Origin of the sequence: Bacillus mojavensis (assembly GCF_012648005.1) — a bacterium.
In the GTDB taxonomy this organism is placed as follows: Bacteria; Bacillota; Bacilli; order Bacillales; family Bacillaceae; genus Bacillus; species Bacillus mojavensis.
In genome coordinates this window covers 2,842,377-2,867,722 of record NZ_CP051464.1, presented here as the reverse complement: position 1 = coordinate 2,867,722, position 25,346 = coordinate 2,842,377, and the positions used below count along the sequence as shown (strand labels likewise).

25 protein-coding genes are annotated in these 25,346 nt (G+C 45.2%); 19 read left to right on the top strand and 6 right to left on the bottom strand.

Translation table 11 applies throughout. The features are described 5' to 3' along the window. Positions 1-2: 2 nt before the first annotated feature. A complete protein-coding gene (locus HC660_RS15035; protein WP_010331529.1) occupies positions 3-722 on the top strand; it encodes a pseudouridine synthase in 720 nt (239 codons plus the stop codon). Between the two features lie 123 nt (positions 723-845). On the opposite strand, the gene HC660_RS15030 is transcribed toward HC660_RS15035, so the two are convergent. Further along, positions 846-1,067 carry a DeoR family transcriptional regulator gene (locus HC660_RS15030; RefSeq protein ID WP_003152337.1) on the bottom strand — a complete coding sequence of 74 codons (222 nt, stop codon included), beginning with the start codon at positions 1,065-1,067 and terminating at the stop codon, positions 846-848. 285 nt (positions 1,068-1,352) lie between these two features. Between HC660_RS15030 and HC660_RS15025 the strand changes: the two genes are divergently transcribed. Further along, a complete protein-coding gene (locus tag HC660_RS15025) occupies positions 1,353-2,063 on the top strand; it encodes an ABC transporter ATP-binding protein (protein ID WP_168748550.1) in 711 nt (236 codons plus the stop codon). Then, on the top strand, positions 2,060-3,217 hold the full coding sequence (locus HC660_RS15020; RefSeq protein ID WP_168748549.1) for an ABC transporter permease: 1,158 nt from the start codon (positions 2,060-2,062) through the stop codon (positions 3,215-3,217). The genes HC660_RS15025 and HC660_RS15020 overlap by 4 nt, the downstream gene beginning before the upstream one ends. Before the next feature lie 35 nt (positions 3,218-3,252). Here the strand turns inward: HC660_RS15020 and HC660_RS15015 are convergent, their stop codons facing one another. Beyond that, positions 3,253-4,551: an NCS2 family permease gene (locus tag HC660_RS15015; RefSeq protein ID WP_168748548.1), complete on the bottom strand. Its 1,299-nt coding sequence runs from the start codon at positions 4,549-4,551 to the stop codon at positions 3,253-3,255. A 96-nt stretch (positions 4,552-4,647) separates the two neighbouring features. Here HC660_RS15015 and pepV point away from each other — a divergent pair, with 96 nt between their 5' ends. After that, positions 4,648-6,042: a dipeptidase PepV gene (pepV, locus tag HC660_RS15010; RefSeq protein WP_168748547.1), complete on the top strand. Its 1,395-nt coding sequence runs from the start codon at positions 4,648-4,650 to the stop codon at positions 6,040-6,042. 33 nt (positions 6,043-6,075) lie between these two features. Here the strand turns inward: pepV and cysK are convergent, their stop codons facing one another. Continuing rightward, positions 6,076-7,011 (bottom strand): cysteine synthase A, encoded by a 936-nt coding sequence (gene cysK, locus HC660_RS15005; protein WP_029441392.1) that lies wholly within the window; start codon positions 7,009-7,011, stop codon positions 6,076-6,078. A gap of 148 nt (positions 7,012-7,159) precedes the next feature. Between cysK and thpR the strand changes: the two genes are divergently transcribed. The 5 genes from thpR to HC660_RS14980 all read left to right on the top strand — a co-directional run bounded on the left by thpR (position 7,160) and on the right by HC660_RS14980 (position 12,787). Continuing rightward, positions 7,160-7,711, top strand: a complete 552-nt coding sequence (gene thpR / locus HC660_RS15000; protein WP_168748546.1) for an RNA 2',3'-cyclic phosphodiesterase — start codon at positions 7,160-7,162, stop codon at positions 7,709-7,711. Between the two features lie 23 nt (positions 7,712-7,734). Next, positions 7,735-8,649, top strand: coding sequence for a hypothetical protein (locus tag HC660_RS14995; RefSeq protein ID WP_029441391.1), 915 nt, complete (start codon positions 7,735-7,737; stop codon positions 8,647-8,649). Positions 8,650-8,697: 48 nt separating this feature from the next. Beyond that, the gene (locus HC660_RS14990) at positions 8,698-9,627 is read left to right on the top strand and encodes a YegS/Rv2252/BmrU family lipid kinase (RefSeq protein ID WP_168748545.1); all 930 of its coding nucleotides are present in this window, start codon (positions 8,698-8,700) and stop codon (positions 9,625-9,627) included. A 25-nt stretch (positions 9,628-9,652) separates the two neighbouring features. Then, positions 9,653-11,788, top strand: a complete 2,136-nt coding sequence (gene pulA, locus HC660_RS14985; RefSeq protein ID WP_168748544.1) for a type I pullulanase — start codon at positions 9,653-9,655, stop codon at positions 11,786-11,788. 201 nt (positions 11,789-11,989) lie between these two features. After that, positions 11,990-12,787 carry a phosphotransferase family protein gene (locus HC660_RS14980; protein ID WP_168748543.1) on the top strand — a complete coding sequence of 266 codons (798 nt, stop codon included), beginning with the start codon at positions 11,990-11,992 and terminating at the stop codon, positions 12,785-12,787. Here HC660_RS14980 and HC660_RS14975 read toward each other — a convergent pair whose 3' ends face one another. Then, a complete protein-coding gene (locus HC660_RS14975; RefSeq protein WP_010331520.1) occupies positions 12,788-13,066 on the bottom strand; it encodes a YtzH-like family protein in 279 nt (92 codons plus the stop codon). 196 nt (positions 13,067-13,262) lie between these two features. Here HC660_RS14975 and trmB point away from each other — a divergent pair, with 196 nt between their 5' ends. The 3 genes from trmB to HC660_RS14960 all read left to right on the top strand — a co-directional run bounded on the left by trmB (position 13,263) and on the right by HC660_RS14960 (position 16,604). Next, entirely contained in the window at positions 13,263-13,904 is a 642-nt protein-coding gene (gene trmB / locus HC660_RS14970) for a tRNA (guanosine(46)-N7)-methyltransferase TrmB (RefSeq protein ID WP_168748542.1), read from the top strand. A gap of 71 nt (positions 13,905-13,975) precedes the next feature. Then, entirely contained in the window at positions 13,976-14,821 is an 846-nt protein-coding gene (locus HC660_RS14965) for a YtnP family quorum-quenching lactonase (RefSeq protein ID WP_168748541.1), read from the top strand. 82 nt (positions 14,822-14,903) lie between these two features. Beyond that, a complete protein-coding gene (locus HC660_RS14960; protein ID WP_168748540.1) occupies positions 14,904-16,604 on the top strand; it encodes an NAD-dependent malic enzyme in 1,701 nt (566 codons plus the stop codon). Between the two features lie 53 nt (positions 16,605-16,657). On the opposite strand, the gene HC660_RS14955 is transcribed toward HC660_RS14960, so the two are convergent. Further along, a complete protein-coding gene (locus tag HC660_RS14955; RefSeq protein ID WP_010331516.1) occupies positions 16,658-16,975 on the bottom strand; it encodes a PepSY domain-containing protein in 318 nt (105 codons plus the stop codon). Positions 16,976-17,132: 157 nt separating this feature from the next. On the opposite strand from HC660_RS14955, the gene HC660_RS14950 reads away from it, so the two are divergent. Beyond that, a complete protein-coding gene (locus HC660_RS14950; RefSeq protein ID WP_168748539.1) occupies positions 17,133-18,206 on the top strand; it encodes a M42 family metallopeptidase in 1,074 nt (357 codons plus the stop codon). 58 nt (positions 18,207-18,264) lie between these two features. On the opposite strand, the gene HC660_RS14945 is transcribed toward HC660_RS14950, so the two are convergent. Continuing rightward, positions 18,265-18,711 (bottom strand): YtoQ family protein, encoded by a 447-nt coding sequence (locus HC660_RS14945; RefSeq protein WP_010331514.1) that lies wholly within the window; start codon positions 18,709-18,711, stop codon positions 18,265-18,267. A gap of 77 nt (positions 18,712-18,788) precedes the next feature. On the opposite strand from HC660_RS14945, the gene HC660_RS14940 reads away from it, so the two are divergent. From HC660_RS14940 to murC, 6 genes are all read left to right on the top strand, one after another. Continuing rightward, positions 18,789-18,905 (top strand): hypothetical protein, encoded by a 117-nt coding sequence (locus HC660_RS14940; protein ID WP_125825412.1) that lies wholly within the window; start codon positions 18,789-18,791, stop codon positions 18,903-18,905. 39 nt (positions 18,906-18,944) lie between these two features. Beyond that, positions 18,945-19,268 (top strand): thioredoxin family protein, encoded by a 324-nt coding sequence (locus HC660_RS14935; protein WP_168748538.1) that lies wholly within the window; start codon positions 18,945-18,947, stop codon positions 19,266-19,268. Between the two features lie 15 nt (positions 19,269-19,283). Then, on the top strand, positions 19,284-20,093 hold the full coding sequence (locus HC660_RS14930) for a DUF1444 domain-containing protein (protein WP_026014592.1): 810 nt from the start codon (positions 19,284-19,286) through the stop codon (positions 20,091-20,093). Positions 20,094-20,109: 16 nt separating this feature from the next. Continuing rightward, on the top strand, positions 20,110-20,715 hold the full coding sequence (ytpR, locus tag HC660_RS14925) for a YtpR family tRNA-binding protein (protein ID WP_168748537.1): 606 nt from the start codon (positions 20,110-20,112) through the stop codon (positions 20,713-20,715). Positions 20,716-20,875: 160 nt separating this feature from the next. Continuing rightward, positions 20,876-23,752, top strand: coding sequence for a DNA translocase FtsK (locus tag HC660_RS14920; protein ID WP_168748536.1), 2,877 nt, complete (start codon positions 20,876-20,878; stop codon positions 23,750-23,752). 245 nt (positions 23,753-23,997) lie between these two features. After that, a complete protein-coding gene (gene murC / locus HC660_RS14915) occupies positions 23,998-25,296 on the top strand; it encodes a UDP-N-acetylmuramate--L-alanine ligase (protein WP_010331509.1) in 1,299 nt (432 codons plus the stop codon). The last annotated feature ends 50 nt before the right edge of the window (positions 25,297-25,346 follow it).

Sequence of the window (25,346 nt, the reverse complement as noted above, 5' to 3'; positions counted from 1 at the left end):
GCATGAGACTAGATAAGCTGCTTGCCAACAGCGGGTATGGCTCGAGAAAAGAGGTCAAATTGATTGTAAAAGCGGGAGCCGTCATGGTCGACGGAAAGCCGGCAAAAGATGTCAAGGCACACGTGGACCCTGATGCACAGGAGGTGACCGTTTATGGCGAGCCGATTGATTACCGCGAGTTTATTTATATCATGATGAATAAACCGCAGGGCGTGCTGTCAGCGACTGAGGACAGCCGGCAAAAGACAGTGGTCGATTTGCTGACGCCGGATGAACTTAGATTTGAGCCGTTTCCTGCCGGCCGGCTAGATAAGGATACAGAAGGATTTCTTTTGCTGACAAATGACGGTCAGCTCGCTCACAGGCTGCTATCGCCGAAAAAGCATGTTCCGAAAACGTATGAAGTCCACTTAAAGTCGCAAATTTCGCCAGAAGATATCACCAGCTTAGAGAATGGGGTATTTATTGAAGGCGGCTACAAAACAAAACCGGCACAAGCAGAAATAAAGGCAAACGACAAAGAGCATACCGTGATATATCTGACGATAACAGAAGGAAAATTTCATCAAGTCAAACAGATGGCAAATGCTGTCGGCAATGAAGTCATTTATCTGAAGCGGCTCTCAATGGGACGCGTATCCTTGGATCCTGCTCTGGCGCCGGGAGAATATCGTGAGCTTACAGAAGAAGAACTTGAAAGGCTGAACGAGCCGCAAGCATGAAAAAATCCCGCATCTCACATGCGGGATTTTTATTATATATAAGCATACAAAAACAAGGCTGAGAACGTCCTCGCCCTGTATCTATCAGGCCGCTCACAGGGCGGCCCTATGTAATTTTTAATGTTATGAGGTAATCTTTACTTTCTTTCTCGTTGTCTCCCATTTGCCACGGCTTGGACTATGAACAAGATCATTATATGCTAACACATTTAAGTCTCTTTGAATCGTTCTAGGTGTAATGCCGAATTCGTCAACCAGTTCCTGTGTTGTCACAAGACCTTTTTCTTGGATAAACATGTAAACTGATTTAATTCGAGTTAGCATACGGTTTGTTGAAGGTTTCAAAAAACCACTCCCTATCATAAGATCGGATGGACTTGACTAACCACAACTCACGAAATCAACTGCGTACGAATAGCAACTAAGGCAGACATCTGTAATGTTTAAATAATTCGCCTTCATTATACACGATTTCGCCGCAGTGAATCTAGGAATAAGTATGATAAATTTTTTCCAATTTGAGTTTGGCCGCCATCCTTGTTGGATTACTATGTACTGCAGCACAATATTATTATGGTTAAAGAAACTTTTTTTATTCTGTTTCGTATGTGACTTAGGGGGTGAGTGAGAGTGAGAATGTTGTTGGAAGCATCGATAGAGCAAGCAGGGTATACAAGCCGAAAAAAAGTGCTCACCGATGTTTTATTGGAAGTCAGAGAAGGGGAGCTTGTCGGATTAATTGGAGCGAACGGAGCTGGGAAAAGTACAGCCATCAAGGCGATACTCGGCCTCTCGCAAGACTTTAAAGGGACTATCGCTTGGAATGATTGCTCGTTTGCTTATATTCCAGAGCACCCGTCCTTTTATGAGGAATTAACGCTGTGGGAGCATCTCGATCTGATCAGCACTTTGCACGGCATTGATCAGAGTGAATTCGAATATCGGTCTCAAAGTCTTCTTGAAACCTTTTCGCTTGATCATGTCAAGCATGAGCTGCCGGTGACATTTTCAAAGGGCATGCAGCAAAAGCTGATGCTGATTCAGGCCTTTCTTTCTAAGCCTGATATGTATGTGATTGATGAACCGTTTATCGGCCTTGACCCGATTTCGACAAAACGCTTTGTGGACATGCTGAAGGCTGAGAAAGAAAGGGGAGCTGGCATTCTCATGTGCACACACGTACTTGATACCGCTGAAAAAATCTGCGACAGGTTTTACATGATTGATAAAGGTTCTTTGTTTCTTCATGGAACTTTAAAGGATATTCAAGCGCAGACAGGGTTAGACGGGCAGTCATTGCTTGACTGTTTTTATACGGCGATTCAAGGAGGAAAGGCATGAAGGGGCGGTCTCTCTTTATTCGAAGATGGCTGGATTTTTATCGATATCAGTTTAAGGTGCTGCATGCTGTCATTGATTGGACGGTTGCGCTCTACATTGTCCTGCCGGCGCTTGCTTTTGTGATTTATCAGTATGTGGAGTGGGCGAACGGAAGCGGCCTTCTTTACGAGTGGTCTGAGAGGGTCGAATGGAGATGGTTATACGCTGTCGGTATACTGATTGTTTGTACAGGCTCCATACATACGTTTTTACTGGAAGCGGACCAAGTGTTTTTACTGCAAAAGAAAGCGATTATACGCCAGATGAAACAATACGCATTGGTGTATTCCTTATTGTTCACGCTCGCCAAATGGCTCCTGCTCTTTTTTCTTTTACTTCCCTTTATCATTGATTCTGTTCGCGTCACGATTTCAGAAAGCGCTTCTCTATTGATCTATATATTCGGTCTTCATACGGTCTTTTTATCTTTGAAGCAGGAAAGGATCAGAAAACCAAGATCTATTTGGAGGCAGATCACGGACTTTATTCTCAAGGCTGTGCTCTTTGCGTGTTCGTTTCTCATGATTACCTTTACTGAGTGGCACTTGCTTTCGCTTGTCGGTGTAATGTTTTTTATTTTTGCTTACATACGCAGTTTGAAAAAGACGGCTTCGTTTTCGGCTTTTGAGGCTGAGGTGCTTGAGGAGAGAAAAATCAGGCTCACTCTTGCAGGTCTTGTAATGATGACAAGCCAGGATGTGAGAATGCCGAGAGTAAAGGACAGGATGAGGAGAAAACCACTATTATTCCGGAATTCAAAAAGGATATTTAAGAAACGGACAACGTATACAATCTATAAAGAACTGTTTTTTAAAGTCATGCTGAGGAATGGGGAGTATGCGAGGCATCTGTATATGCTTTTGTCGGCTTTTACAATTTTAACAGTCGTTTCCCCCATCTTTCTTAAGGTGATGGCGCTGCTGGTTTATACAGGTGTTTGCCGTTACGTGCTTTCGCTAATTTTTGACAAAGTGATGGATGCGCCGATCTTAATTGGAGCTGATAAGGAAAGTGACGAATATTACCGGGCCAGAAAAAGCTGTGTGAACACGCTGCACTATGCTTGTGTTTCCTGCTGCTTTTTAGCGGCCGTTATCTCTTTTTTGATGAAATAAAAACCCAAACGGATGCCGTTTGGGTTTTCTGTATGTTATAGAATAAATAGCTGGATGAAAAACAGAACGGCAAAAACAAGGACGAGCGGATGAATGTCTCTCCATTTTCCCCGTGCTGCTTTCACAATCGGATACGAAATAAAGCCAAGGGCAATTCCTGTGGAAATGCTTGATGTAAGAGGCATGGTCAGAACAACGAGAAATGCCGGAAATGCCTCGTCCATCTCCTCCCAGTTAATATTCGACACCGAACCCATCATCAGGCTGCCGACAATAATCAAAGCCGGTGAGGTGATGGCGGATATGCCGGATAAGGCGCTGACAAGCGGACTGAAAAACATCGAAGCTGCAAACAATACCGCGACAGTGAAAGACGTAAGACCTGTTCTTCCCCCGGCTGCGACGCCAGCTGAAGATTCGATAAACGCGGTTGTCGGACTTGTGCCGAAAACAGCACCGACTGTGGTCGCCGTTGAATCAGCCAGCAGCGCTTTTCGCGCGTTCGGGAGCTTGTTGTTTTTCATCAATCCGGCCTGCTCGGCCACACCGATCATTGTACCGGTCGTATCAAAAATCGTTACCAGCAGAAATGAAAACACGACAGCGTACAGGCCGTGATGGATCACATCGCCAAAAGCGGAGAACGGATTTGAAATAATCAATCCCTCAGGCAAATGCGGAAAAGACATAAAGCCTTTAGGAAAATGCAGCTGGCCGGTAAAAAACGCAATCAAAGCGGTAGCCGCCATTCCGATAAATAACGCTCCGCTTACATTCAGCACCATCAAGATCACACTGATCAATAAGCCGATCAGCGTTAAGGTAACCGCTGGCGAATGAAGGTTGCCGAGTGTGACCAAATTTGATTTATCAGCTGTAATAATTCCCGCCTGCCGTAAACCGATAAACGCAATAAAAAGCCCGATCCCTGTTGTGATGCCGTATTTTAAATTGTTTGGAATCGCTTCTATCAGTTGTTTTCTTAAAGGCGTTAACGATAGAATAATGAAGAGAACCCCCGCTGTGAATACTGCGCTGAAAGCTGTTGCGTACGTGATGCCGCCGCCGCTTGCGCCTACAACGTGATAGGCTAAGTAAGCGTTTAAGCCCATGCCGGGCGCAATGGCAATCGGATAATTTGCAGCCAGGGCCATCCACAGCGTTCCGACAATGGAGGCGATAATCGTTGCGGTAAAGACCTGGTCAAAAGGAACTCCGGCATTAGCTAAAATAACCGGATTCACCACTACAATATAGACCATCGTGAAAAAGGTCGTCAGTCCAGCTATGATTTCTTGTTTAATCGATGTTTGCTGCTCTTTTAGATGAAACATAGTATCCTCCAATTACGAACGTTTTAACAAAACACCATTAATATTATTCGTTTTATTTAGTTTTTGCAAGTGATTTATTGCAGAAAGGGGATCGTTATGAACTGGGAAGTCGAAGTGATCAGAAAAAAAGATGATTTGATTCGCGATACGCAGGAATTCTTGAGAATCAACAGTGTAATGGACGAGTCAACAGCCGGGCCCGGCAAACCATTTGGAGAAGGGGTAAATGCCAGCTTGACCTCTTTGCTTGAGCTTGGAGAAAAAGAAGGATTTACCACAAAAAATCTTGACGGGTTCGCCGGTCATATCGAATGGGGTGAGGGTGAAGACATTGTCGGCGTTCTATGCCATGTTGATGTTGTACCGCCCGGAGACGGATGGACAAGTGACCCGTTTTCAGCGGACATCCGAAACGGACGGATTTATGCAAGGGGTGCCATTGACGACAAAGGTCCGACGATGGCTGCGTTCTACGCGCTGAAAATCGTCAAAGACATGAATCTGCCGCTGTCCAAACGTGTCAGAATCATTATCGGAACAGATGAAGAAAGTGATTGGAGATGTGTGGAGCATTATTTCAAGCACGAAGAAATGCCGACTCTCGGTTTTGCGCCAGATGCTGACTTCCCGATTATTAACGCGGAAAAAGGGATTATTGATGCTTCACTTCTCATCCCGCACCACCATACAAATAAAGCCGCTTCAGAAACAGTTCTTGCCTCGTTTACATCAGGTCTTCGCTTAAACATGGTGCCAGACGCTGCGGAAGCCGTTCTCGAAGGATCAAATATAGAAGAGGTTCTTGCCTCATTTCAAGACATGCTCCGCGTGACGGATCAAAAAGGTGCAGCTGAGATTGAGAACGGTCAGCTGATATTGCGCATGCACGGACTTTCCTGCCATGCGATGGAACCAAACAATGGAGTGAATGCCGGCATCAAACTGGCAGAATTTTTAAGCCAAACTGAGCTGGATGAAGCAGGACAGCGTTTTGTTCAAGTTGTGACAGATAAATTCTCAGATGATACAAGAGGAAAGAAACTGAATATCGCCTGTGAGGATGACATTAGCGGAGAGCTGACATTAAATGTCGGAACACTGCGCTATACAGAAGGGCAAGGAGGCGAGCTCGGAATCAATATCCGCTATCCTGTAACAGCAGAAAGCAAAATGATCCGCGATGCATTTGAAAGCGCAAGTGAATTTGAGCTTGGAGAATTTAAAGACAGCAAGCCCCATCATGTATCAGCAGACCATCCGCTAGTCAAAACGCTGCAAAAGGTATATGAAGGCCAATTGGGCAAAAAAGCTGATTTAATTTCAATCGGCGGGGGAACTTACGCGAGATCTTTGGAGGCCGGCGTTGCATTCGGACCGCTGTTCCCCGGACGTCCCGACAGTGCGCATCAAAAGGACGAATATATTGAAATTGATGACCTCCTCAGAGCGACTGCTTTATATGCGCAGGCCATCTACGAACTTGCAAAATAAAAGGACCGGCTTCTTCTGAAGCCAGTCCTTTTTTTACACAAATGACCATAAATCAGTTGATAAATAGCGTTCTCCGGTATCAGCTGTCATACAGACAACAACTTGATCAGGAGAGAGACGTTTGGCTGCTTCAATCGCTGCGAAGCAGGCAGCGCCTGAAGAAGGCCCGACGAGAATTCCTTCCTCCGCAGCAAGGCGTCTGGTTGTCGTATACGCATCCTCATCAGTAATTTTGATAATTTCATCATACACATCTTGATTTAAAACGGGAGGAATGAAGCCTGGGCTTGTCCCTACCAGCTTATGTGCACCCGGTTTTCCGCCAGATAATACCGGGGACCCCGCAGGCTCGACAACATGAACCAAAATATCCGGAAACAGTTCTTTTAGCGCTTCACCGGTTCCTGTAATGGTTCCGCCAGTACCGGAAGAAGCTACAAAAGCGCCTAGCGGTTTTCCGATTTCTTTTATTGCCCGGGCAATTTCAAGAGCAGTTGTCTTTCGATGCGCATCAGGATTAGCAGTATTATCAAACTGCATTGGAATGAAGCTGTTCGGAATTTGTTCGGCGAGCTCTTTTGCTTTTTTTATGCTGCCGGGCATTCTTTCCGATCCGGGAGTTAACACAACCTCTGCACCGTAGGCTTTGAGGAGGTTGATCCGCTCCTTCGTCATTGTATCGGGCATTACTAAAATCGCTTTATAGCCGCGAGCCGCCGCATTCATGGCGAGTCCGATTCCAGTATTTCCGCTGGTCGGCTCAATGATAACTGAGCCAGGCTTGAGTAAGCCGTTTTGTTCTGCTTCTATGATCATATTGTAAGCGGCTCTGTCTTTCACACTGCCGCTTGGATTGAAAAATTCAAGTTTTAAATAGACTTGTGCTGCGTTTTCCGGCTGAAGCCGATTCAATCTCACAAGCGGAGTATCTCCTATAAGATCAGAAGTGTTTTCAACGATTTTCAACATTGTCATTCCTTTCTGAATAAAACAAGTGTCATATAATATCCTAACATAATAAACGTTTGCGCGAGAGTGTTTTCATATGCGGTTCCTCTATTCGCGCAGCCTCTTTATTGATAAAATAATAGCAATCAAAGAAGGGAGTGTCAGACGGATGTCAGATATCCGGCCTCATTATTTCATCGGCGTGCCCATTCCGCCGGAAATTGCAAATCCGATTTACCAGGCTGCAAAAAACGAGCCAGCGCTCACATTTCAAAAATGGGTGCACCCGCTTGACTACCATATCACGTTACTTTTTCTCGGTGCGGCGGATGAAGCGCAAATCAATCAGCTTGAAGGCTCGCTTGCCGAGATCGCTTTAGATGCCAATCCGTTTACAATTGAATTTGACAAAATAGATGTGTTCGGAGACCGAAGGCAGCCGCGCGTATTGCATTTGGAGCCGAAGAAGAATACAGCGCTCGAAACACTGAGGGCGCATACAAAACAAGCTGTTCTTCAAGCAGGCTTTAAAGTGGAAAAGAGAGCGTATCATCCCCATATGACGCTGGCAAGAAAATGGACAGGTCAAGAGGGATTTCCGGCGCATGTCCCGTTTAAAAGCGGTGAAGTTTCAACGGCTATTGAACGATTTTCACTATTTCAGATACACTTAAATCAATCACCAAAATATGAGGAAAAATTCAAATTTCCTTTAACTTAATTCATGCGGAGTGGAGAAACAAAATGGCACAAATCATCAAAATATATGATTATATATCGAGATACGAACTTGATCCGTACCATTATATGAATCAGTTTATACGGTTGAAAAAAGAGCGCTGGCTTTCACTATTAGAAGCAGCGGAGCGCCAGCATGAAGAAAGACAAGCCAATGCTGAACAGCCGGAACCGGTGCAGAAACGTAAGAAATTTTCATTGAAAAGAAAAAAAGAAGAGATAGAAGCCGATATACAAGAAGAGAGACACCAATGGTTTGAGGAAGAAGACGATCTAAATGTAAGGCTGCCGAAAAGCAGGATGGCGCTTGCTTCCTTTTATAAAAGACATTTATATGAATTTCAGCTCAAATGGGCAAGCTCTACGCTTTCCGAGATGTCAAATCTGTCAAACCAGGTGAAGCAGGACCGCATTTTGCTTTTTCTGGCCCAGCAGCTTCCAGATTCTTATTTTATTATGTATAAGCCTGTGCTCAAAATTCAGCAAGCGGCAGTAGAATTAAGCATAGTGATCATTTCACCTCTTGACATTTACTGCGTTTCTTTTATAGATGCAGAGGAAGACAGTGTGTACATAGGATCTAAACATCGTTTTTGGGAGAAGAAAACAGGCTCTCAGACTGAATCGGTATTAAATCCGGCGTTGAGTCTGTTTCGGACGGGATCTGTTGTGTCGAAGATCGTAAAGGAAAAAGGCGCTGATATTCCGGTATCGAAATTACTCCTGAGCAGAACGTCATACATCGATTACCCCGAACCGCCGTACGGTCTGGAAATAGTGGACAAACGGGGCTTGGCGGAATGGATGGAGAAGCAGAAGAAAAACACTGCTCCGATAAAACATCATCAATTAAAGGCTGCAAAGGCTATGTTGTCTTATTGCCTGTCAGACTCCTATCGCAGGCAAGAGTGGCTGGAGTAAAGCAGAACGATTTGAGCGGTTTTCTCATAACATAAGCAGGTGAGAAAGATGAGCCAATGGTTTTTTATTATTAATCCGGCAGCAGGGCACCGAAAAGGCATGCGTGTTTGGAAGTCGATACAAAAGGAATTACTGAAACGAAAGATTGAGCACCGCTCATTTTTAACTGAGCATCCGGGACACGCCGAGGTTCTCGCCCGGCAAATTTCAACGATGCAGGAATATAAGCTGAAACGCCTGATTGTTATTGGCGGAGACGGAACGATGCACGAAGTCGTCAACGGACTGAAAGATGTTGATGATATCGAACTGAGTTTTGTGCCGGCTGGCGCGTACAATGATTTTTCCAGAGGATTCTCGATTAAGAAAATAGACCTGATTCAGGAAATCAGACAGCTGAAGCGTCCGTTAACGCGAACGTTTCATTTAGGAAGCGTTAATTTGCTTCAGGATAAATCGCAGGTTCTTTATTTTTTGAATCATATCGGAATCGGCTTTGACGCATACGTCAATAAAAAGGCATTAGAATTTCCATTCAAACGGGCGATCCATTTTCTGCGCCTCCGCTTTCTTGTCTATCCGCTATCCCATTTGTACGCGTCGGCTACCTTTAGGCCGTTTTCGTTGGCTTGTACAATTGAAGGAGAGACACAGGAATTTCATCATGTCTGGTTTGCGGTCGTCTCCAATCATCCGTTTTACGGAGGCGGCATGAAGGCGGCCCCGCTTGCGAATCCTCGCGAACAGGCATTTGATATCATCATTGTTGAGAATCTGCCGTTTTTGAAAAAGTATTGGTTTTTATGCTTGATGACATTTGGAAAACACACCAAAATGGACGGCGTGACGATGTTTAAAGCGAAAGACATTTTGTTTTACACGAAGGACAAAATTCCGTTCCATGCTGACGGAGAAATCATGGGTACAACCCCATTCCGTCTGGCATCGAGCCCCTCACCGTTACGGATCAAAACATAAACGTTTTTGGAGGAGAGAGATTCTGATGGTCAGTATCCAACGCCGCTTTGAAGCGTATGCCGATGAAATGAATATCATTACGGTTTTGATCCCTGCTGATCAAAAAGATACCTTTACGCCGCCTTTTCAGTTAGAGACAGATACAGGGGAAATTCCTCTGACAGTCACGCAGGAATGGAAAATAGAAGGGAAATACAAGTATGTATGTGTAGCTGAGCAGCCGGTCACTTTCGGGAAAACGCATTATGTCAAAGCATCCTGCGGCGGAGTAACGGATCTCCAAATCGGGGCGGTGATCAGGACGGACCCGTTTGATGCTGCATTTTATTATGACGGAGAGCTCGGAGCTGTTTACACTTCGGATTATACTGAATTTAAAGTATGGGCGCCTGCTGCGACGTCAGCTGCCGTCAAGCTGTCGCATCCCGAAAAAAGCGGGCATACGTTCCAAATGACAAGAATGGAAAATGGAGTATACGCCGTTACAGTGGCTGGAGATCTGCACGGCTATGAGTATGTGTACCGGATCTGCAACAATTTAGAATGGACAGAAACGGTGGATCCGTATGCAAAGGCTGTGACGGTCAACGGAGAGAAGGGGGTCGTGCTACGCCCAGATCAAGCAAACTCGGCTCCTTCGCTTACACCATTTTCAGACCCCGTTGATGCCATTATTTATGAGATGCACATCCGTGACTTCTCCATTCATGGAAACAGCGGTATGAAGAACAAGGGGAAGTATGCGGCGCTTGCTGAAACTGGCACTCAAACGAAAAATGGCAGTTCTACAGGACTTTCTTATTTAAAAGAGCTTGGCGTTACGCATATCGAGCTTTTGCCGGTAAACGATTATGCCGGAGTTGATGAAGAAACCCCGCTTGCCGCCTACAATTGGGGCTATAATCCGCTTCATTTTTTCGCCCCGGAGGGAAGCTATGCCTCCAATCCTCACGACCCTCAGACAAGAAACAAAGAAGTTAAACAAATGATTCACACCCTGCATCGGCATGGCCTGCGTGTCATCCTGGATGTTGTTTATAACCATGTATACCAAAGAGAGCACTCGCCCTTTGAAAAAACGGTGCCCGGTTATTTCTTCCGGCATGATCAATTCGGGATGCCTTCAAATGGCACCGGCGTCGGGAATGACATCGCCTCAGAAAGGCGGATGGCGAGAAAATTCATTACGGATTGCGTCATGTATTGGCTCAAGGAATACGATGTCGACGGCTTCCGCTTTGATCTGCTCGGCATTTTGGATATCGAAACGGTTCTTCATATAAAAGAAAAAGCATCTGAGGTAAAGCCCGGAATCCTTCTCTTTGGGGAAGGCTGGGATTTGGCAACACCGCTGCCGCCTGATCAGAAAGCGACATTGGCGAATGCCTCAAAAATGCCGGGCGTCGGTTTTTTTAATGATTCGTTTCGTGACGCTGTTAAAGGGAATACCTTTCAAATCGCGGCAGCGGGTTTTGCCCTTGGGAACGGCGAAAAAGCGGAAACAGTCATGCATGGGATTGCCGGATCTTCCGGATGGAAAGAGACCGCTCCGCTTGTGTCGGCGCCGAGCCAATCTATCAATTATGTAGAGTCGCATGACAACCACACATTTTGGGATAAAATGAGCCTCGCGCTTCCACAAGAAAGTGACAGCCGAAAGAGAAGCCGGCAAAAGCTGGCGACTGCAATCATTCTGCTGGCCCAGGGAGTTCCGTTTATTCACAGCGGACAGGAATTTTTCCGGACGAAGCAGGGGGTGGAAAACAGCTATCAATCCAGTGACAGCATCAACCAGCTGGACTGGTCGCGGCGTGAAACATTCAAGCAAGATGCTGATTATGTCCGCAGGCTGATTTCGCTCAGAAAAGCGCATCCGGCATTCCGGCTTACGTCATCAGCGGATATTCAGCGCAGCCTTGAATGCCTGGCTCTCAAAGAGCACCTTATTGTATACCGGCTGTTTGGCCTCGGCGCAATCGACGAATGGGAAGAAATCATTGTCATCCATCATGCCAGCCCTGATTCTGTTACATGGCAGCTGCCGAAAGATAAGGCTTACCGGCTTCTATGTGATACTGACGGGTTTTGCGCTGATCCGGGAGAAATCAAGAAAGCGGTTGCTGTAAACGGCATTGGAACGGTTATCTTATATTTAGCATGAGATCTTACGAGTTTTGCTTGACGAAGTTTGTGCTATAGCGCTAAAATTTAAAAGACGGCTATTGATTAGCATATGAGACTCTCAATAGCTGTCTTTTTTATTTTTCATACGATTCGTACGAAAAAGGCATTCGCTGGATACACTGAAGACGAATAGGCCTTATTCTAAAATATTTTAAGAAATGATGGGTTGAACATTGATATGAACTGGTTGGGACAATTACTAGGTAGCGATTGGGAGATCTTCCCCGCCGGAGGAGCTACAGGAGATGCATATTATGCGAAACATAACGGGCAGCAGCTTTTTTTAAAACGTAATAGCTCACCTTTTTTAGCTGTTTTATCCGCCGAAGGCATTGTTCCTAAGCTGGTTTGGACAAAACGGATGGAGAATGGGGATGTCATTACGGCCCAGCACTGGATGACCGGCAGAGAGCTGAAGCCGAAAGACATGAGCGGACGGTCCGTTGCTGAATTGCTTCGTAAAATACACACATCAAAGGCCTTGCTGGACATGCTGAAGAGACTTGGAAAGGAACCGCTGAATCCAGGGGCTCTGCTGTCTCAGCTTAAACAGGCTGTATTTGCTGTGCAGCAAACTTCGCCGCTGATTCAAGAAGGGATTACGTATTTAGAAGATCATCTGCATGAAGTGCATTTCGGTGAGAAAGTCGTTTGCCATTGTGATGTCAATCATAATAACTGGCTATTGTCTGAAGACAATCAGCTGTATTTAATTGACTGGGACGGCGCCATGATCGCTGACCCGGCGATGGATCTAGGGCCATTGCTGTACCACTACGTTGAAAAGCCAGCTTGGGAGAGCTGGCTGGGCATGTACGGCATCGAGTTAACGGAAAGCCTTCGGTTAAGAATGGCATGGTATGTGCTATCTGAAACAATCACTTACATTGCCTGGCATAAATCCAAAGGAAACGATAAAGAATTCCATGATGCAATGGAAGAACTGCATATGCTGATGAAGCGGATTGTTCAATAATCAGGAATATGAATCCATTTCCTCTACCCATTGAGACAAGCTGTTCTGATGCTCTTGTATGTGTGAGTCGATGGATTTGGACGATATTCCTGATTGGCTGTATCGGTACACATCTTCCAGCACGTTTTTTAAGTGTGAATCGATCTCGGTGTTTGCCATCAGCGATTTAATCACACGTTCAAGCTGTTCGTACTCTGCGACGGTTCCGCAGCAGTCTAATTGATGGTCAGTCAAAATGTCCTTCAATAGATCAACTTGATTCTCGTAATTTAAACCCATAAAACGGTACACATCCCTTCAGTATCTTACGGGTTAAATTGTTCAAAACAGGATGGTTTTATGCATGAGACACGAGTGTTCCGACAGACGGGAACCTCTTTTTTTATGTGAAGGCACACCTTTAAAAACAAGCTTGCGGGTCTTTTTAATTCATGGTATGTTGTTAGTCGAAATAATAGATAGAGGTGTCAATCATATGAGAATGCGCCACAAGCCTTGGGCTGATGACTTTTTGGCTGAAAACGCAGATATTGCCATCAGCAATCCTGCTGATTATAAAGGAAAATGGAATACAGTGTTTGGCAACGACAATCCGATCCATATCGAGGTCGGTACAGGAAAAGGGCAATTTATTTCCGGAATGGCCAAACAAAATCCCGACATTAATTATATTGGCATTGAGTTATTTAAAAGCGTCATTGTAACTGCTGTCCAGAAAGTAAAAGATAGCGAAGCGCCGAATGTGAAACTTTTGAATATAGACGCGGACATGCTGACAGACGTGTTTGAGCCGGGTGAAGTCAAACGGGTGTACTTAAACTTTTCTGATCCTTGGCCGAAAAAACGCCACGAAAAACGCCGTCTCACGTATTCCCATTTTATCAAGAAATATGAAGAAGTGATGGGGAAAGGCGGAGCAATTCATTTTAAAACAGACAACCGCGGTCTGTTTGAGTACTCGCTGAAAAGCTTCTCGGAATACGGATTGCTGCTGACATATGTCAGTCTTGATCTGCATAACAGCGATATGGAAGATAACATCATGACAGAATATGAAGAAAAATTCTCAGCACTCGGCCAGCCGATTTATCGGGCTGAAGTTGAATGGAGAGCGTAAAACAGACTCTGACGCAGGAGTCTGTTTTTTTTATGCGCTGTTTGCTACGATGATGACAGGGGGGGATGAAGATGGAAACGATGAAAATTGGAAACACGACGTTAACCTGGCTTGACGGAGGGGTGACTCACATGGACGGAGGAGCCATGTTTGGTGTTGTTCCAAAGCCGTTATGGTCAAAAAAATATCCAATCAATGAAAAAAACCAGATTGAACTAAGGACAGATCCGATTCTTATTCAAAAGGACGGGAAAAACGTGATCGTCGATGCCGGTATCGGGTCCGGCAAGCTGACTGAAAAACAAAAAAGAAACTACGGTGTGACTCAAGAATCCAATGTGAAAACATCATTAGCAGCGCTCGGATTAACAGTTGAAGATATTCACGTGATCGCCATGACACACCTTCATTTTGATCATGCGTGCGGATTGACGGAATACGAAGGCGATAAACTGGTTCCGGTTTTTCCAAATGCCGTTATTTATGCTTCATCTGTTGAATGGTATGAAATGCGCCATCCGAATATCAGATCGAAAAATACCTACTGGAAAGAAAACTGGGAGGCTGTTGCCGCCCAAGTGAAAACCTTTGAAAACACCTGCACCATAACAGAGGGGGTTACACTGCATCATACCGGGGGCCACAGTGACGGCCACTGTGTTCTTGTATGTGAGGATGCGGGTGAAACCGCGGTACATATGGCGGATTTGATGCCGACACACGCCCACCGCAATCCATTATGGGTGCTGGCTTATGATGATTATCCGATGACCTCTATACCGCAAAAGCAAAAGTGGCAGGCGTATGCAGCGGAAAAAGACGCATGGTTTATTTTTTATCATGATGCCGAATATCGCGCATTGAAATGGGATGGGGACGAAAGGATTACAGAATCACTCAAACGAAAGAAACAATAGCATATTTTCATGTTTACCCTGCATGATTTCCGGCTAATAAAGCAAACCTAGTACTAATTATGCTCAGAAAGGAAGAGGCAGGGTGAAACAATTCGAAGTAACGAACGAAGGAGAAATTCAGACAACATTAAGAGGCCTTGAAGTACTCTCTGTTCCTTTTTTGAACAAAGGAGTAGCTTTTACAAAGGAGGAAAGAAAAGCGCTCGGATTGAATGGCTTTTTGCCGCCGAAGGTATTAACCATTGATGAACAGGCAAAAAGAGCGTACGAACAGTTTTCCTCACAGCCGGATGATTTAAGTAAAAATGTTTATTTGACAGCACTGCACGATCGAAATGAAACGCTGTTTTACCGTTTGTTAAATGACCACTTAGGGGAAATGCTCCCGATTGTATACACGCCGACAGTAGGTACGGCCATTCAGAGATACAGCCATGAATACAGGAAGCCGAGAGGGCTCTATCTGTCAATTGATGACCCGGAAGGAATGAAAGAGGCCTTTAAACAGTTTAAAGACAAAAGTGATGCCATTGATTTAATTGTGGCAACCGATGCGGAAGGGATTTTAGGAATCGGAGACTGGGGAGTAGGCGGTATCGCGATATCAATTGGCAAGCTTGCAGTATACACGGCAGCTGCGGGAATTGATCCAAGCAGAGTGCTGGCTGTCGTTTTGGATGCGGGCACAAATCAAGAGAGCCTCCTGAACGACCCGCTTTATGTCGGCAACCAGCATTCCAGAGTGCGCGGTGAACGCTATGACCAATTTATTGATGAATATGTCTCACTTGCGAGAGAGACATTCCCGAATGCATTGCTTCACTGGGAGGATTTCGGAGCGAAAAATGCGCGCAGCATCCTGAAACGCTATAAAGATAAAGTGTGTACGTTTAATGATGATATCCAAGGGACAGGCGCTGTCTCACTTGCGGCAGTTTTATCCTGCGCAAAAGCATCAAAAGTGCCGCTGAAGGATCACAGAGTCGTGATATTCGGGGCGGGTACGGCCGGAATCGGAATTGCTGAACAGCTGCGTGAAGCATTGGTGGGCGAGGGGCTTAGTGAGGAAGAATCATACCAGCGCTTTTGGTGCATAGACCGGAACGGGCTGTTAACAGATGATATGGATCAGCTTCTTGATTTTCAAAAGTCTTATGCCCGTCAGGCTGATGAGGTGAAAGATTATCAGCGCAACGGAGAAGGCGGAGGTATTGATCTCCTTGAGGTGGTCCGTCAGGCGAAACCGACGATTCTCATCGGTACATCAACAGTTTCCGGTGCATTTACTGAAGAAATTGTAAAAGAAATGGCTTCACACGTAAAACGGCCGGCGATTTTGCCAATGTCGAATCCGACGACTCTTTCTGAAGCAAAACCGCAAGATTTAATTGAATGGACGGAAGGCCGTGCGCTTATCACGACAGGCAGTCCGTTCCCGCCTGTGGATTATAACGGCGTGACGTATCATATCGGACAGGCCAACAACGCACTTGTCTTCCCGGGGCTTGGGCTTGGTACAATTGTCACCAAATCAAAATTGATTACAGACAGCATGTTTGAAGCGTGTGCCCGTGCGATCGCAAGTATGGTCAATGTTGGAGTGCCTGGCGCACCGATGCTTCCGAAGGTGGAAGATTTACGGACTGTATCGGCAACGGTTGCAGTTGAAGTTGCTAAAACCGCCATTAAGGAAGGCGTGGCCACTGAAGAGCCTGAGGACATCATTCAGGCTGTGCAGGACGCGATGTGGTATCCGGTATACAAACCGATTCGAGCGATATAATATAAAGAGCCGCTGCATGGGCAGCGGCTCCTCTCTTTTACGCTTGTCCGGTGTTAAGACGCGATTGTATCAATGACATCTACAATTCTCCCCGTTTTCGCATCCACCATCACTTCATATTGCTCTAGTTCTCCAAAAGCTGACCGTGTAACACCGGTCTTGTACACCTGCACGGTTTCCCCATTCACATTGTAGGGCTCCGGCTGGGTGTAGATCCATGATCCATCAATCGGCCCACGCTGTTTAAAAGCGGATTTTACGATACGAAGCGCTCTTTCTGAAGAAATATAAGGCTTCATCACATATTGTTTCACAACAACAGCCGTACAAATGCCAAGTCCTGCTCCTAAAAGAAGATGACGCAATTTCAAAATAAAGCACCTCCTGATTGATCGTACTTTCATTATACAGAAACCGCCAAATCCTGTTAAGCGATACGCGGCTCATTGAGCAGATTCAATCAGAGTGCTTGGAAAACAGAATTTTTTCTAATAAAATAAAAGAACTACATAGAAATGAGGGGAAAACATGAATCAAGAAACGAAAGCGCTTTTCCAAACACTGACGCAGCTTCCCGGAGCGCCGGGCAATGAGCATCAGGTCCGTGCGTTTATGAAGCAGGAGCTTGCCAAATATGCCGATGATATCGTTCAGGACAGACTGGGAAGTGTTTTCGGAGTCAGAAAAGGCGGAGAGGACGCGCCGAAAATCATGGTGGCTGGACATATGGATGAAGTCGGATTTATGGTGACATCCATTACAGATAACGGATTACTGAGGTTCCAAACGCTCGGCGGCTGGTGGAGTCAGGTACTGCTGGCGCAAAGAGTAGAAATACAAACAGATAACGGCCCTGTTCCGGGGGTTATTTCAAGCATACCGCCGCATCTGTTAACAGATGCTCAGCGAAACCGTCCGATGGATATCAAAAATATGATGATTGATATCGGAGCAGATGATAAGGAAGACGCCATCAAAATCGGTATTAAACCGGGCCAGCAGGTAGTCCCTGTATGCCCGTTTACCATTATGGCCAATGAAAAGAAAATATTATCAAAAGCGTGGGATAACCGGTACGGCTGCGGATTGAGCATTGAATTGCTGAAGGAATTGCAAGGAAAAGAACTGCCGAATACGCTTTACGCTGGCGCAACCGTTCAGGAAGAAGTCGGCTTAAGAGGCGCGCAAACAGCGTCTCATATGATCAAACCGGATTTGTTCTTCGCGCTTGACGCCAGTCCGGCAAACGACATGAGCGGCGATAAACAGCAGTTTGGGCAGCTTGGGAAGGGCTTTTTGCTGCGCATCCTTGACAGAACAACTGTTATGCACCGAGGAATGAGAGAATTTGTTTTGGATATGGCTGAAACGCATCAGATTCCATATCAATACTTTGTTTCCGGCGGCGGTACAGATGCAGGCAGAGTGCATATTTCAAACAGCGGCGTTCCGTCGGCAGTTATCGGAGTCTGCTCCCGCTACATTCATACAAATGCGTCTATTATCCATATTGATGATTACGCCGCGGCAAAAGAAATGCTGATAAAGCTCGTAACTGCCTGTGACAAGCAGACGGTTGAAGCAATTAAAGAAAATATGTAAAACCTGTAGAAAAAGCTTGTTGAGCAAGGCTTGTAAGCCATGTCGACAAGCTTTTTTCTTATTTTGTTTCAAATACATACGAAAGTGCTTTAATCGCTTGGTTCACCGTTTCAACGGTAATATTCGCTTTGTTTGAAAGCTCTTTTAATGGGTGATGGAGCGATTCAGGACGAATAATGATCAGGGGTTTACCTTTTGCGATAGCATAGGAAGCATCCATTGCTGTGTTCCATTGTTTGTACTTTTCGCCAAACAAGGCAATCACAAAGTCTGCTTTATTCATCAAGACAGCCGTTCTGAAGTTATTGATATCAGAAGCCTTGTCGTCCTTATAGACTGCGTTTGGCTGAGCGCCCATAATTTCTTCTCCGATATTGTCCGAACGGTCGTGGTGCTCCATCGGGCCGACAAACGTAATCGGAAGCTTCAGTGATTTTGTTTTCTCCTTGATTTCCTCACGCCAATTGCTATGGATTTCCCCGGCTAAATAGACGATAAACTCCAAACGGGATCCCTCCTTTTGTATGTCCATTTGTCAATTTTACCCTCATGTACAAAATGTTAAACGAAACGTGCTTGATAATGCAAATAAAATATGATAATGATAATGGGAAAGCTTATCTTACATATTCATTCGTTGCATATAAGTGGTTTTGCCGCAAGCAGTTTGGTATGATCCAAATGGACGAGTATCGATAAATTAACATGTAAGAACATAAACAACTGGAGGGATATGTGATGAAAAAAATCGAGAAAACGCAAGAACTGGAAAAAGCGGTAAAGGATGATTGGGCTGTATTTATGTTTTCTGCCGACTGGTGCCCGGACTGCCGTTTTGTAGAGCCTTTTCTACCGGAATTGGAAGCAGATTTTCCTGAATTCACTTACTACTATGTAGACCGCGACAAATTTATTGATACATGCGCAGAGTGGGAGATTTACGGCATTCCAAGCTTTGTTGTGTTTAATGAAGGAAAAGAAGTGAATCGTTTTGTGAGCAAAGACCGTAAAACAAAAGAAGAAATTGAACAGTTTTTAACTGACTCTCTCGCAAAAGCGTAAAGGAGGATATCCGGTTTGAAAATGACCTCAAGGAAGCTGTCAGACATATTGAAACAGCGCCTTCAGCACGAGAATCGCTCCTTTTTATTTGACAGAGAAAAAGACACCCTCCGTGTTGAGGATGAAACAACTAAAAAAGGAATTACGCTTGACCTGCCGCCGATTATTGCAAAATGGGAACTGAAAAAAGACGAAGCCATTGACGAGATCGTTTATTATGTATCAGAAGCCATGGCAGCTATGGAAGGAAAGTCGCAGGAAATAACCGGGAAGGAAAGCCGTATTTATCCGGTCATCCGCTCAACCTCTTTTCCGGACAAGTCCAGCGAAGAGATTCCGCTTATTTATGACGAGCATACCGCAGAAACAAGAATTTATTACGCGCTTGATCTGGGCAAAACCTATCGTTTAATTGATCAGCGCATGCTGGAGAAAGAAAACTGGACGAAGGAGCGTATCAGAGAAACGGCTGCGTTTAACCTCCGCTCCCTGCCGACGGTTGTCAAAGAGGATACTGTTGCCGGCAATCTCTTTTACTTCTTTAGAGCAAACGACGGTTACGACGCTAGCCGGATTCTGAACGAAGCCATTTTAAATGAGTATAAACAAAATGCTAAAGGTGAGCTAGCGATCTCTGTTCCGCATCAGGACGTTCTGATACTTGCTGACATTCGGAATGAATCAGGGTATGATATTTTAGGACAAATGTCGATGAGCTTCTTTGCAGGCGGCACCGTTCCGATTACGGCGCTTTCTTTCCTATACAATGAAGGAAAGCTGGAGCCGGTGTTTATCTTGGCAAAAAGCCGTCCGAAAAAGGATTAGAAAGGATTTTTTACTTATGAACGCTTTTTATAATAAAGAAGGTGTGGGAGATACACTTCTGATCTCTCTAAAAGACGTAACACGCGAGCAAGTAGGCTATGAAAAATACGGCGACGTCGTCAAAATTTACAATAGCGAAACAAATGAAACGACGGGTTTTAACATCTTTAACGCGTCTTCATACTTAACCATTGATGAAAACGGCCCTGTTGCCCTTTCAGAAACATTCGTTCAAGATGTGAATGAAACGTTAAACAGAAACGGCATTGAAGAAACATTAGTCGTTGATTTATCGCCAAAGTTTGTCGTCGGATATGTTGAATCAAAAGAAAAACATCCGAATGCTGATAAACTAAGCGTTTGTAAAGTCAATGTAGGGGACGAAACGCTTCAGATCGTATGCGGCGCGCCTAACGTTGACCAAGGCCAAAAAGTTGTTGTTGCCAAAGTCGGCGCTGTGATGCCGAGCGGGCTTGTCATCAAGGATGCTGAGCTTCGAGGCGTACCGTCCAGCGGAATGATCTGCTCCGCAAAAGAGCTTGCATTGCCTGACGCTCCTGCTGAAAAAGGAATTCTTGTATTAGAAGGAGACCATGAGGCTGGAGACGCATTTCAGTTTTAGACTCCCATAAATACGCCGAAAAAATCGAATCATGTAAAAAAAGCCGCTAAGCTCTTGTTTAGCGGCTTTGTTTTGCTGAAAGCTTAATCTTTTCTGGGCCGACAAGCAGTGGTATACTAAAAATCGTCCCAGAAAACTATAAGGGAGTTAGAGATGACTTATGAGTTGGCTTCATAAATTTTTTGATTTGTTTTTAGGAGAGAGTGAGGAGGATGCTGAACGGGAGACAAAACCCGCTCAAGTTCCGAAACAGCAAGAATCGCATCACTCCGAAGGACAATTAAAACGATTGGAAGATCCTAAAATATATTACGAATATCCTAAAGGCAAGTTCCGTTTTCCGGTTGTGCCTGACGGATACCAAAAAAATGATTTGAGAAGGCGCCGCCCGCCATCGGAGGAACCGCAAGCCGCGCCTCGTTCGGGAGCTGCTCAGCACAGAGACCGCACAAATAATGAAAAAGAGCACCGTACATATGAAAAATCAGAGCCGGCCAAGAAACCGTTTAAACCGACAAATATCCCTTCGCCTGTATATGGATTTAATCAAAAACCATCTGTGAAAAAGGACATGCCGAAACAATCTGCGGAAAAAAAAGGTGAGCAAAAGAAGCCGGAACCTGTGAAGGTAACACTGCTTTCAGAAGAAATCGAACGCGAACGCAGCTATTCGATGCCGGACCGGCCGCCGCAGCAACAGAAGGAACCCCTCTTTTCACATGTCCGATTGGATGAAGAGCCTTCTGGCGTCCAAAAAAGTACGAATGAAACAATGGCAAAGCACTCAGCAGAGGAGCTGTCAGACAAAAAAGTAACCGCTGGAGAAAAAATGGCTCCAAAAGCTGCTGAGATGCCGTCAGAAGAAACAGAGCAAATGAATGATCAGCAGGAAGAATCTTTCTTGCACGAAGAAACATCTTGGGAAGAGACTGTGACAGGTACCGGAATGGAGGCAGAAACCCTGTCAGCCAACGGTGTAAATCCCCATGAAGAAGCTGTGCTAGAAACTGCTGACACCGTCTCAACTAAACAAACAGAGATCCAAGAGCCTGAAAAGGAAGAGCATTTCTTACCCGATGAGCGGTATGGGGAAGAGACTGTGACTGGTGCTGGAACTGAGGCGGAAGAGCCGTCAGCCAACGAAGGAAACGTTCATCCAGAAACTGCTGAAACCTTCTCAGCCCCAGCAGAACAAATGGAAATCCATGAGCATGAAAAGCCTCTTGTGCATAATGAACGATACGAGGAAGAGGCTGTGCCAGAAGAAGCCCTGCAAGAAGCAGAGGAACAGTCAGACAGCGATACAGCTGTTCACGAAGAAAGCATTCCGGAAGTTGCATCAGCTCAAATGATAGAGGAAAACAACCAGCCTGAAGCATCCGTGGCCCAGATAGAAGTTGATTCACAACCGGAACATAGCACAGATGAGGGTTCTCCATCCTATTCTGCGGCGGATGATAGCCCTGCGGCAGAAAGACGCACGGCTACAGCAGAACAGCAGAACAGAGCCAAGAAGCCTAGTGACAATCCTAAACGAAGTCCGGCACTTCAGAAGGGACCGTCTGTTCCTTTTAATGTTATGATGCTGAAAAGCGATACGCATAAACAGCAAAAAGCAGGGGAGCGCCGCGGAAGCTATGTGTTCCCGAATGTCTCACTGCTTGATGTGCCGCCAGCACAAGTTCAGGACGATGCTGCGTGGATAGAAGAGCAGCGTCAGCTCCTTGATTTAACTTTGAAAAACTTTAACGTTCGGGCCAATGTGGTTCATGTAACGCAAGGGCCGTCAGTCACAAGATTTGAAGTACACCCTGAACCGGGTGTAAAGGTAAATAAAATCACCAATCTGTCTGATGACATTAAACTCAGCCTGTCCGCAAAAGATATTCGAATTGAGGCGCCGATTCCGGGGAAAAACACGATCGGAATTGAAGTGCCGAACCGTACGAGCAAGGTGGTTGATTTGCGCCAGATGATTCGCAGTTCCGCTTTCAGGACGAGCACATCACCGCTTACGTCAGCACTCGGATTGGATATTTCGGGGAATCCTGTTGTCATTGATCTGAAAAAAATGCCGCACGGTCTTATCGCCGGAGCTACAGGATCGGGAAAAAGCGTGTGCATCAATACCATTTTAGTGAGTCTGCTTTATAAAGCTGATCCGAGTGAAGTGAAGGTGCTGCTGATTGATCCGAAAATGGTGGAGCTTGCGCCTTACAACAAGATTCCTCACCTCGTCAGCCCTGTCATTACAGACGCCAAAGCGGCCACAGCTGCTTTAAAATGGGTTGTTGAGGAAATGGAGCGGCGCTATGAACTGTTTGCCCATTCCGGTGTTCGCGATATTGACCGTTTTAATCAATTAACCTCCGATCACCAAACGGGCGAAAAACTGCCGTATTTAGTTGTGGTTATTGACGAGCTTGCGGATTTGATGATGGTAGCTCCAAATGATGTAGAAGAAAGCATTGCCCGGATTGCTCAAAAAGCAAGAGCCTGCGGAATTCATTTGCTTGTCGCGACTCAGCGCCCGTCAGTCGATGTCATTACCGGTCTGATAAAAGCGAATATCCCGACGAGAATTGCGTTTTCTGTCTCCAGCCAGGTTGATTCCCGAACAATTATTGACATGGCTGGTGCGGAAAAACTTCTCGGTAAAGGAGACATGCTCTTTTTAGAGAACGGTTCTGGAAAACCGGTCCGTCTTCAAGGCAACTTTGTATCGGACCGAGAAATTGACCGTGTTGTTTCCCATGTCAGAAACCAGCTGCCGCCAGCTTATTTGTTTGAACAAGAAGAATTGGTCAGACAAGGCTCTGCCTTAAAGGAAGAGGATGAACTGTTTTATGAGGCGTGTGAATTTGTTGTTGAGCAAAACAGTGCAAGCACGTCAAGCCTGCAAAGAAGATTCAGAATCGGATATAATCGGGCTGCAAGGCTGATTGACATGATGGAAGCAGAAGGTATGATCTCTGAAGCGAAAGGAAGCAAGCCTCGAGAGGTGCTGATCACTGCAAGTGATTTAATAAACGAATAATATAGGTTCATTTTCACAGCAAACATGGTATGATAATGGATAGATCATTAAACACCTATGCCGCTTTACAGCAGATGGGCATAGAAATTGTGATATTCAGGTTTAATCGGAAAGAAATAACCGGATACTGAACATAACAAAAAATATAAGGATACGCCGCAGGCGGCTTTTCAGCCGCCGCGGTCGCAAATTGAAATGAACGTCATATACTGGGGAACAGATAGACGTTTGTTGGAGGTACAATTATGACTGTTTATCATTTTGTTGGAATAAAAGGGACGGGTATGAGTCCGCTTGCCCAAATACTTCATGATAATGGATATACTGTCCAAGGATCGGATATCGAAAAATTCATTTTCACACAAACGGCGCTTGAAAAGAGAAACATCACCGTTCTTCCTTTTAGCGCGGATAACATCAAACCCGGCATGACAGTTATCGCTGGAAACGCATTCCCAGACACGCATCCTGAGATTGAAAAAGCGCTGTCTGACGGTATTCCGGTGATTCGTTATCATAAGTTTTTAGGTGACTATATGAAAAAGTTCACCAGTGTCGCGGTTACTGGTGCGCACGGCAAAACGTCAACTACGGGGCTGCTGGCACACGTCATCCAAAACGCAAAGCCAACGTCTTTCTTAATCGGGGACGGAACAGGCGCAGGAAATGAAAACAGCGAATACTTCGTATTTGAAGCGTGTGAATACCGCCGTCATTTCTTAAGCTATCAGCCTGACTATGCAATTATGACGAATATTGATTTTGATCATCCTGATTACTTCTCAAATATTGACGATGTGTTTGACGCTTTTCAGGAGATGGCTCTTCAAGTTAACAAAGGCATTATTGCCTGCGGTGACGATGAGTATCTGCCGAAAATCCATGCGAACGTGCCTGTCGTTTATTACGGCACGGGAGAAGAAAATGATTTTCAAGCGAGAAACATCGTAAAAAGTACAGAAGGGACAACTTTCGATGTCTTTGTCCGCAATACATTCTATGACACATTTTATATTCCTGCGTACGGCCATCATAATGTATTGAACTCATTGGCGGTCATCGCGTTGTGCCATTATGAAGAAATTGACGCCAGTGTTATTAAGCATGGCCTCAAATCATTTGGCGGCGTGAAACGCAGATTCAATGAGAAACAGCTCGGAAACCAAGTGTTAATTGATGACTACGCTCACCATCCGACAGAAATAAAAGTGACGATTGAGGCGGCAAGACAGAAATATCCTGATCGTGAAATCGTTGCGGTATTCCAGCCTCATACATTTACGCGGACACAGCAATTCCTTGATGAATTTGCAGATAGCCTGAGTGCGGCAGACTGTGTGTATTTATGCGATATCTTCGGGTCAGCCCGGGAAAACGCAGGGAAGCTGACGATCGGCGACCTGCAGGGAAAAATTAATAATGCCAAGCTGATTGAAGAAGATGATACATCTGTTTTAAAAGCTCATGATAAAGCCGTTCTTATCTTTATGGGAGCAGGAGATATTCAAAAATATATGAGAGCCTACGAAAACGTCATGGCATAATAAAAAGCAGTGATCTCACTGCTTTTTATTTATCTGAAGAGAAATCCTCT